Below are 8,676 nucleotides of genomic sequence, written 5' to 3'. Positions count from 1 at the left end.
TAGCGCTTGTACGCCTCCTTTACCAGCGACGCGGCTGTGTTGGTGGATAGTTTTGATTTCTCTTTATGCTGCAACTCTTTGATGAAAGTATCAATGGCTTTCCCGGCTGCTGACTGCCTCCCCATTTTTAACTTGGTCAAAGTGCGATCGCGGGTTGCTTCATAGTCCGGCTGCACTGATGCACCTGCTGTCTGTAACTCAGTCCTGAGTTGCTGGTTTTCCCGCTCAAAAGAAGCCAGTTGCTGTTCTAGCTCTTGGTTTTGATTTCTTGCTTGCTTGAGTCGAATTTCTAAGCTGCTGACTTGATTTTGTAAGTCATCGATGACTTGATTATTTGCAGTTGAGTCATAATTACTTTTTTGCCCGGTAGCGCTATTCTCCTCTACTACCGGGCTTTCAATTTTCCCCGCAGTTCCTCCAGTTGCGATCGCACTTCTTCCTTAACCAACTCCTTGATGTCTACAGGTGTAGACAACTTTTTCGGTGAAGCTGTAGACAATCCTAAAGACTCAGCAATAAACCTTTGAGCCGTCTGATTTAGGCTCTCACCTTCTAACTGCAATGCTTCTAACGCTTCTACAACCTCATCAGCCAAACGAAACGAAAACTGTTTGCTGACCATAACTTATGTCATTGAATACAACTGTCTACAATCATAGGTGGTTTAGTAGTTGTTGTCTACAGTTTTGTTGACAGTCTGTATTCAGGCATTGTATTCTATTTGTAGACAGTTGAATACAGCAGTGAGTTTAGGTAAAGCGAGTAAGTTCGTCGCGTCGCATCGCTCCCTTAATCCCCCTACCCACAGATGATCGTTAAATGATCATCTGGCCCAAAGAAGTGCGATCGCACTTTCAGCCGCACTTATGTTCTTTTCCCGTTCGTGACGTTGTTCTTGCCATTGGTAGCGTTGTTCTTGCCAGTTGCAAAGTTGCTCTTCCCAGTTGCAACGTTGCTCTTGCCATTGGTAGCGTTGTTCTTGCCATTGGCGAGATTGCTTTTCAATGCGGTCAAGTCGATCTGGAGTAGCTTGGCTCATGATTTACCTATGCTGTGATAGCACAAGCGCTCAAATCTGCTTCAATGATTTCTAATACCTGATGCTCTGCTTCCAGTGATTTTTGCCTGGCTTTTAGCTTTTATTGCCTGGGTTCTAGCTTTCAGTTCCTGACTCCAGATTTTCAGTTCGGTACTCCAGGATATTAGTTTTAGACTCTTAACTTTCAGTTCCTGACTCCAGGTTTTCAGTTTGGTACTCCAGGATATTAGTTTTGGACTCTGAGTCATCCTTCACTCCTACCATTTCCATTGCGCTGCTGCCCTTGCAGGTATTCCCAGATGCGGCGAATTTCAGCCTGAAATACCTCGCGGTCAGTTTCGGCGTTTTGGATGGAGTGCATCAAGATATCTGTGAGGCTGTGGATTTCTTCGGTGTTTTGGCGAACTGTTTCCTGGAGGGACAGTTGGTTTGTGGTCACAGTTTCAAGGATGCGCTCGATGCGGTCGAGGCGGTCTGGGGTCGCTTCACTCATGCTGCCCCCTGATGTTGATTGGCGGGTGATGGAGTTTCAACCTCTGCACGCACTAGTCCTTCTCTGACAAACTTGCCAGCCATATAACTTAGTGAACGATCTTGAGCGTCTGCCAAACGCTTCAACCTTTCCTTTTCATCCTCAGTTAGAACAACTGTAACTGTTACTTTGCTTGGCATCGCAGTGCTTAAAGGGTACTAGCCTATCTTACCCTTTAGTACAGTAAATAAGGTTAACAATAGTTGTTAACTGCTGTTAACTGGTGTTACTATCTTGTAAGTTTGATAATCAATGCGCCCCGGCAGGAGAAACTACGACATCTCCCCCACCGGCACGACTTCCATCCTTAACATCCAAGGAGACAAAGATAATGTTAGCGGTTGACGCGCCCACTTTGGGCATTTTTAGTCAAGCGTCAAAGTTTTGGCGTTTGCGGATTACTAAAGAATTTGACAAGCCGGAATATTTTATCGGTCAGACCGTGCTGCACAAGACAAAGGTGAAGCAGGGTGAGATTTTGTACCCGGTGATGGTAGTTGGTCTTTCCTGGACTGGTATGGATTGGCAGTATAGGGTTTCATTGCCAGAAGATCACCCTTGGTTTGAGGTAGGCGATAACGAATCGGAATGGGTTGATGACGGGGAATTAGAACCAATGTAGTTCTTAATAACATTCTGCACGTGTAGAATTCCGAATTCTGCACGTATAGAATTCCAAACACTTACAGTGATTAGAGTTCAAGCGTTACCTAGCCAAACCAGTATTTTGGATATCCAAATTGCATGGGCAATGTATTAGTTTAAAACACCCTATTGCCAATTGATACACGGTTCTAACCGATGTATGCTTAAAACAGTTTTTCTGAAAGTGTGTTTTTTTCTAATAGGAGTTTTGCATTTGCACAAATGCAAATCTTATATAAGAAACTGACATAAGAAAAAGTCCGGTAGTTTCAAAAGCTGAGTTACCCAATCTCTACACAACAACATGAATACAGTTCCACGCAGTTGTAGACAAACCAGTCCCCCAAGTCCGAAGAATACCGAACAAAAACAAAAGTTAACTTGAATTTATCAAGTTTTGGGGGTTGTCTACAACTAGTTGGAGCTGTAAACAGTGTAGAGATTGAGTAAAGCTTTTGAAATTGCTGGGCGAACAGAGAAAAGCGACCGCCCAACAATCGAAAAATTCTATGAACCAGAATATCACGGTTTCAGTAGCAGAAAAGCATCTAACCGAGTGGACAGAACTTAGTGGAGTCAGCGATGCGATCGCAACACTTAACATTGAGTCGCTGAGTGCTGAAGAACTCAACGCCAGAATAAAGCCCAAGAACCCAATTCAAACAGGTGGTTGGTGGTGTCGTGGGGTGAATTGGCGAAATGGTCAGCCAATGGGTCTATTTTACGGACAAGGCAAGCCGGATAAGGAGCATGTAATCGACCCAAAGAAAAAACCAGCCAAGTATATGACTGCTAGCGGCATGGAACCGGATGCGATTTTCCTTGCCATGCCTGATAAGCACTACTGGGCAAAGGTTTACGCCGATGAAAGCATTGTCAGAATTTGGACAGAGGGAGCCAAGAAAGCGGCGGCAGGGTTGACGCTATTGTTAGCGACAATTGCCTTGACCGGGGTGTGGAATTGGGGAAAAGATGGCAAGTTAGCGCCAGAGGTTGAGCGTTGGGCCCAGCCGGGGACAAAACACGTCATTGCCTTTGATAGCGACTACGTTTCTAAGCCATCATGCCGTCAAGCCATCATCCAGTTTGCCAAACTTCTGACTGCCAAAGGGTGTGAAGTGTTGATCGCAACGTGGACGCAGGAGGATAAAGGAATGGATGATTTTATAGTCAAGCATGGGGGCGACGCTTTCAAGGAAGCGATCGGGAATGCTCAAAGCGTTAAGCAGTGGGAAAAGCAGTTTAAAAAGAGCGCGAGCGATAGTACCGAGAAAATCCCCCCGGCTGACAGGATCGCGCGAGAGATAGCGGAAGAATATCGAGATCAGCTAGCTTTCAACAACGACATTAGCGGCTGGATGCGGTACGAAGCTGATTTTAAAGGGGTATGGTCATCCCAGACAGATGAATATATTGAAGCGATAGTCTTCAAAATCTTAGACAGCAAGGGAATCGTTGACTTTAACAGCTACAGCTACATCAGCAACGTCGTAAAAATAATGCGCTGCTTGCTGATTGTGTACAAGTGGCAAGAGAAGTCACCCAAGGATATGCTGCCATTTATCAACGGCGTGCTAGACGTTGCCACGGGTGAATTACTCCCCCACTCCCCAGGCTATCGGTTTACTTGGCAGCTGCCACGGGAACACAACCCCAATGCTACCGACTGGTCAACAATCGACACATTTTTAAAGCACTTATCCGCAGGGAACCCAGCGATTAGAGAATTACTGCTTTGTTACTGCAATGCAGTGATTAAAGGTCGTAGCGACCTCCAGAAGTTTTTGCACCTAATTGGGTTAGGTGGGACTGGCAAGGGAACCTTTTCGCGGTTGCTGGTTGCACTAGTAGGCAAGCAGAACGTCCACTCAACAACCTTAGAAGATTGGTGTAGTAACCGATTTGAGGGGGCGAACGCTTACCACAAGCGCCTAGTGCTGTTCCCAGATGAAGACAAACAGACAGGGAAACTGGGTAAATTCTTGAGCTTAACGGGTGAAGATGATATTAGGGCCGAGAACAAGGGCAAGAAAGCTTTTCTCTATCGCTATGACGGCATGGTGCTGGTGCTGTCTAACTTGCCGATTTTTATGGGTGAAAGTGTTTCTCGTGTTAAACGGCGGGTGATTCCAGTTCCTTGTAATAATGCCGTGCCAGTAGCGAAACGTAGCAACTTAGAAGCGGATTTTAAACCAGAGTTAGGGGCTTTCACCAATTACATTCTTAGTTTGAGCGATGACCACGTAACGCGGGTGATATTGGGACTAAATGAAATTCCCGAATGCACCTTAGAATTTTGGGAAAACCGGATGCGGGTTGATTCCATTGCAGCGTGGGTTAACCAGCACATCATTGCTGACCCGCTTGCAGTTACTCCCATTGGTTGCGATCGCCATGAGGGTCAAGACGGTTCGCTCATCACCACCTTGTTTGGTTCTTACAATCGCTACTGCAATCAATCTGGTAGCAGTCCGAAAAATCGCAATAACTTTTCCCCTGACTTAATAGAGCTATGCCGTAGTGTATTGGGTTGGGAAATCGAGCGCCAAGTTTCCAAAACAGGTAAAGCGATTCGCGGCTTGCGGTTGCGGGTCAGTGGAGCCGATGACCACATCGCCACCCACGATTACATTCTTATGGAGCGGGTAAAAGGTGACGACCTGGGTGACGACCTGGGTGACGACCTCAAAGCCTTGGTAAATAAGGTAAGTGACGACGGTGACGACCTTTTGATCACTCAGATGGAAAATCAGACAATAACTTCTTCAGAAAAAACATCTATATTTCCAAGTGGAGTAGGCTTTGGGTCGTCACCTTCGTCACCATGCTTACAGCAAGCGCTTTTCGAGTCGTCACCAGAGTCGTCACCAGGGTCGTCACCGATGCGAGGTGAATTGATTATTGGTGTAGGGCGAAAAGCTGATTACTGTGGTGAAGTGGTGACGATAGTCGGTTGGGAGAACAGGGGCACAAAGGTGCAGATTGAATTTTCCAATCGGCGGATGCAGTATGTGAAGCGCGGAAGCCTAAAACCACCGACTAGCGAGAAATCTTAGCCAATGGTTAAAAACCAGAGCTTTGAAGTTTGGGCTTTGAAAGCGTTGGTGGAATTTGATTTTGATGAAGACAAGCAAATGGTCTGGAATTGCGACGAGCTATGCTCTGGCACTATCCGCCAATGCATGGATCATGCTGCAACGCTTGTGCCGAAATATCGCGGATGGGGATTAACTTTAAATTCCATTGCAGAAGCTTGGAATAAGATATTTTGTCAAAACCTTTCTAGGGAATGGCTTGATGGTAAACGTGAATATTTTTTCGTAGAGCGTGTTGGTTGGCGTGACTAGACATTGGGTATTGGGGAATGGTCACTCACGCCCAAAAAAACTTTCCGCCAATTATGGCGTACTGTGCGTCACGATAATTCATCAAAATTCGCTGGCGGATAACATTTGTTGTCCGGTAAATTTTTGTCATTACTTGCCGAGTATTTGTCAAAGTTTATACACTGGTTTGAAACGCGAGTGTATTTGGCATGAAAGTACTGGGAAGGCCGATGAGCCAAAACGGAATGCTGCACCTAATGGATAGTGAAAATCCGTTCTCACAAACTTGGTTAACTTTGTGCGGTCGCAAGATTCGCGCTAGTCACGCTCTACCGTTGCAAAACTTTGATGCTTCTGAGAACTGCTGTACAGTCTGCGCTCGGATGCAACGTGGTAACTCGCTGCTGCACTCTCGACTAGCTACAAATTTTGACAAATGCTTAGGAGGACAAGTTAACTTGTCTTCACGAACTGCGTGATGGTCTTTCATCTGGTAAATCCTTCGGGGACAAGTATAGTGATCGACACGAACTGGATTGTGAACAGCGTGCTTTAAAATCCTTAGAATTCTCTGCCTAAACCTATTAGGTTTTTATCGTTATTCTTCACCAGAGTTTTTTCTGGGTGATAAGCAGTGGACTTGGTTTCTTTGGGGTTAATGTCGAAGAAACTAACTCAGTTGCTGGCACTGCAATTTTAGGAAGAATTAAACCAGTCACAAGTATACTTGCCGAAGAAATATTAGCGTGATTTGTTTTTCGGAAACATTAGATGTTTCCTCTAACATTGGCGTGGTTTAAAACTAAGCTGTTTTTACCGTTATTCTCTGTGGTGAAACCTAATAGGTTTCAAGCTAATTTCTCCACTATTGTCAGCGCGATCGCTAACTCCCCCGATTGGGCCTTAACCCTTAATTGGTTTGTCGTTGATTAAAACCGAATATTAGCGTATGAGTTTTGAATGCAATAAGAGCGAATTCGTTTGCACGGACAGGTTAAACCCCTCCGGCAAATTTTGTAGCATTCCCGGACATAGGGAAAGGTATAACGTTTCCAGAGTACGGGACACTGTTCGAGCGCAGTCAATCCCAGAGTCCGTCAAACTTGTTGGGTGAAAGCTGGGTGTACTTGACGGTGTGGTTAATGTTGTTGTGACCGAGATAGTCTTGGATTCGGCGGGTGTCTGTGCCTTTGGCGGCGAGGGCATAACCGCAGCTGTGGCGTAACATGTGCGGGTGCAAGGGAAAGTCAAACTCTGCAATCTCTCCAGCGCGGCTGATAATGACGCGCACGGTGTCATCAGCGATGGGGGCCCCGCGTTCGCTCATGAATATCCAAGGTGTCTTGTCCTTGGCTTTGCTTTTGAAGGATCGGAGTAATTTAAATTCATCTGGGTAGATGGGTTGAGTTGACGGGTTGCCGCGCTTCATCCGCCTAACGTAGATGGTCGCTGTTTCCCAGTCGATGTCAGACCATCTCAGGGCAATCGCCTCAGAGACGCGCAAGCCGTGACGATACATCATCAGCAACAGGAGTTCATCGCGTAGCTTGTGCCTGCCTACTGTTTTGGCGGCGGCGATTAATCGCTCGACCTCATCGGGTCTAAGATGTTCTCTAGGGCGCACATCCTCATTTTTGGGCCGCTTCATGATTGGTTCGCGCTTCACTGGTTCAACTTTCGGTAATTCGGAGTTATACACCAGTTTTAAATGAGGTCGAGACTTAGGTCTGTAAATGCTCATCGCTCAGTACAATCGGTAAAATAATCTTTTTACCGAAAGTTTACCAGCAAAGCAGGATCGCAAAAATGGTTATCAAACAAGTATTTTTGATATATGTTCCCTATTTAGACGATAAGCTTTACTACGTTTGCAATAGCGAATGGACGTTTGAAGTTGAGCAGGCCAGATTTTTTGTGTCTCTTGACGATGCACAAATGGCAATTAACAGACTCAAAACTGTAGATATTTATGATTTAGGACTACATTCCATTAACCCAGAGCAATTGACTATTGAAGGTTCTAGGCAGGAAGTAGAAGAATTTATTCAAATTTCAATCTAGAGATTAACCTGTTACCAAGTTTAGGGAGTGCAATGGAAGTCGCTTGTTGCGTTGCGGTAACTTCCGACTTCAACTTACAACTTCACCAGCTAGTTAGTGGAAGTTGGAAGTTGGGAGTTGGAAGTTAGGAGTTGCGATCGCGATCGCCAACTTTGAACTGCTGAACCGACCATTTGAACCACTGAACCAACCAACCAGCGCGGAACATAACGATTTTGGCAACGGTTCAGAACGACGGTTCAGAACTTTGAACTGAACCGAACCGACATGACTGGCGATTCTGAACCGTGGTTCAGAATTTTGAACTGAACCGAACCGACATGATACGGACTGATGGCGACACGCTTTCTGTGTTCGCGTTGCGGCTGTGTCGCTCCTTATAGCGTTGCCTCAATCGGGGCACTTGTGGTCGCGCTGCGGCTGCATCAGAACTTGCATTGATCCGCGTTGCAATTTTCGTTGCAATTTTCGCGTGACAAGCGCGAACTGACTCTAAACTGTTAAATTAGCGCTTCTACCTTTTTGAGCAATGTGTTAGAAAAAATCCCTATTTTTTGGGAATTTCTGTTAAAAAAGCCCCACAAGAAAATTGCCTACAGTTGCCAAAAACGGCATCCAGAGCGGGTTTTACTCGTCTACAGTTCTGTCTACACCTGTAGACAGTGTAGACGCACTGCAACCATACTGTAACCGCTCGCATTGCGCCCTTATTAGCGTTGATCCTGGCTCGCATTGGGCACTTGTCACCGTTGATCGTGGCACTGCAACCGCAGTGTAGACGCACTGCAACCGCACTTGTCACCGTCGATTGAGGCACTGTAACCGCCTTTGTGACCGCCAATCGAGGCACTTTAAAGGGACTCTACTGGGGTTTAAGCAATGGCTGAGTAGAGAGAAATTCCACCATACCGCCAATGGATGACGATGTAACGAGCTTTTCGCCCCAATTATCCTGGGGAGTGATATAAAAAGTTTTACCTTTGATGTCCCGAAACATTTTCAATCCACATTTGCTAGCAATTTCAAACAGCGCATTTTCGTAAACATCGGTGTGTACAAATTTCCCCTGCTCA

General features: G+C 45.8%; 14 protein-coding genes. 7 read left to right on the top strand and 7 right to left on the bottom strand.

Features of this window, described 5'->3' with window-relative positions; all coding sequences use genetic code 11:
* Window positions 1–385 precede the first annotated feature (385 nt).
* The 5 genes from A4S05_RS11580 to A4S05_RS11560 form a co-directional block, all read right to left on the bottom strand.
* A complete protein-coding gene (locus A4S05_RS11580) occupies window positions 386–622 on the bottom strand; it encodes a hypothetical protein (protein ID WP_069069978.1) in 237 nt (78 codons plus the stop codon).
* Window positions 623–823: 201 nt separating this feature from the next.
* Window positions 824–1,039, bottom strand: a complete 216-nt coding sequence (locus tag A4S05_RS11575) for a hypothetical protein (RefSeq protein WP_069069977.1) — start codon at window positions 1,037–1,039, stop codon at window positions 824–826.
* A gap of 41 nt (window positions 1,040–1,080) precedes the next feature.
* On the bottom strand, window positions 1,081–1,287 hold the full coding sequence (locus tag A4S05_RS11570; protein ID WP_069069976.1) for a hypothetical protein: 207 nt from the start codon (window positions 1,285–1,287) through the stop codon (window positions 1,081–1,083).
* Window positions 1,284–1,532, bottom strand: a complete 249-nt coding sequence (locus tag A4S05_RS11565; protein WP_069069975.1) for a hypothetical protein — start codon at window positions 1,530–1,532, stop codon at window positions 1,284–1,286. Before A4S05_RS11565 ends, A4S05_RS11570 begins: the two co-directional genes overlap by 4 nt.
* Window positions 1,529–1,711, bottom strand: a complete 183-nt coding sequence (locus tag A4S05_RS11560; protein ID WP_069069974.1) for a ribbon-helix-helix domain-containing protein — start codon at window positions 1,709–1,711, stop codon at window positions 1,529–1,531. Before A4S05_RS11560 ends, A4S05_RS11565 begins: the two co-directional genes overlap by 4 nt.
* Before the next feature lie 191 nt (window positions 1,712–1,902).
* On the opposite strand from A4S05_RS11560, the gene A4S05_RS11555 reads away from it, so the two are divergent.
* From A4S05_RS11555 to A4S05_RS41530, 5 genes are all read left to right on the top strand, one after another.
* On the top strand, window positions 1,903–2,193 hold the full coding sequence (locus tag A4S05_RS11555; RefSeq protein ID WP_069069973.1) for a hypothetical protein: 291 nt from the start codon (window positions 1,903–1,905) through the stop codon (window positions 2,191–2,193).
* A 532-nt stretch (window positions 2,194–2,725) separates the two neighbouring features.
* Window positions 2,726–5,272: a DUF3854 domain-containing protein gene (locus A4S05_RS11550; RefSeq protein WP_141699699.1), complete on the top strand. Its 2,547-nt coding sequence runs from the start codon at window positions 2,726–2,728 to the stop codon at window positions 5,270–5,272.
* 3 nt (window positions 5,273–5,275) lie between these two features.
* On the top strand, window positions 5,276–5,563 hold the full coding sequence (locus A4S05_RS11545; protein ID WP_069069971.1) for a hypothetical protein: 288 nt from the start codon (window positions 5,276–5,278) through the stop codon (window positions 5,561–5,563).
* 209 nt (window positions 5,564–5,772) lie between these two features.
* Window positions 5,773–6,021, top strand: a complete 249-nt coding sequence (locus A4S05_RS40230) for a hypothetical protein (protein WP_141699698.1) — start codon at window positions 5,773–5,775, stop codon at window positions 6,019–6,021.
* 292 nt (window positions 6,022–6,313) lie between these two features.
* Window positions 6,314–6,475 carry a hypothetical protein gene (locus A4S05_RS41530; protein ID WP_176726983.1) on the top strand — a complete coding sequence of 54 codons (162 nt, stop codon included), beginning with the start codon at window positions 6,314–6,316 and terminating at the stop codon, window positions 6,473–6,475.
* 148 nt (window positions 6,476–6,623) lie between these two features.
* On the opposite strand, the gene A4S05_RS11540 is transcribed toward A4S05_RS41530, so the two are convergent.
* Window positions 6,624–7,208, bottom strand: a complete 585-nt coding sequence (locus tag A4S05_RS11540) for a tyrosine-type recombinase/integrase (protein WP_218107945.1) — start codon at window positions 7,206–7,208, stop codon at window positions 6,624–6,626.
* Between the two features lie 140 nt (window positions 7,209–7,348).
* On the opposite strand from A4S05_RS11540, the gene A4S05_RS11535 reads away from it, so the two are divergent.
* Entirely contained in the window at window positions 7,349–7,603 is a 255-nt protein-coding gene (locus A4S05_RS11535; RefSeq protein WP_069069970.1) for a hypothetical protein, read from the top strand.
* A 103-nt stretch (window positions 7,604–7,706) separates the two neighbouring features.
* The gene (locus A4S05_RS41525) at window positions 7,707–7,859 is read left to right on the top strand and encodes a hypothetical protein (RefSeq protein WP_176726982.1); all 153 of its coding nucleotides are present in this window, start codon (window positions 7,707–7,709) and stop codon (window positions 7,857–7,859) included.
* 606 nt (window positions 7,860–8,465) lie between these two features.
* On the opposite strand, the gene A4S05_RS41520 is transcribed toward A4S05_RS41525, so the two are convergent.
* On the bottom strand, window positions 8,466–8,676 hold a 211-nt coding region (locus A4S05_RS41520; protein ID WP_176726981.1), incomplete at its 5' end, for a hypothetical protein.

The organism is Nostoc sp. KVJ20 (genome assembly GCF_001712795.1).
Classification (GTDB): domain Bacteria; phylum Cyanobacteriota; class Cyanobacteriia; order Cyanobacteriales; family Nostocaceae; genus Nostoc.
This window is presented reverse-complemented; position numbering and strand designations above follow the sequence as displayed.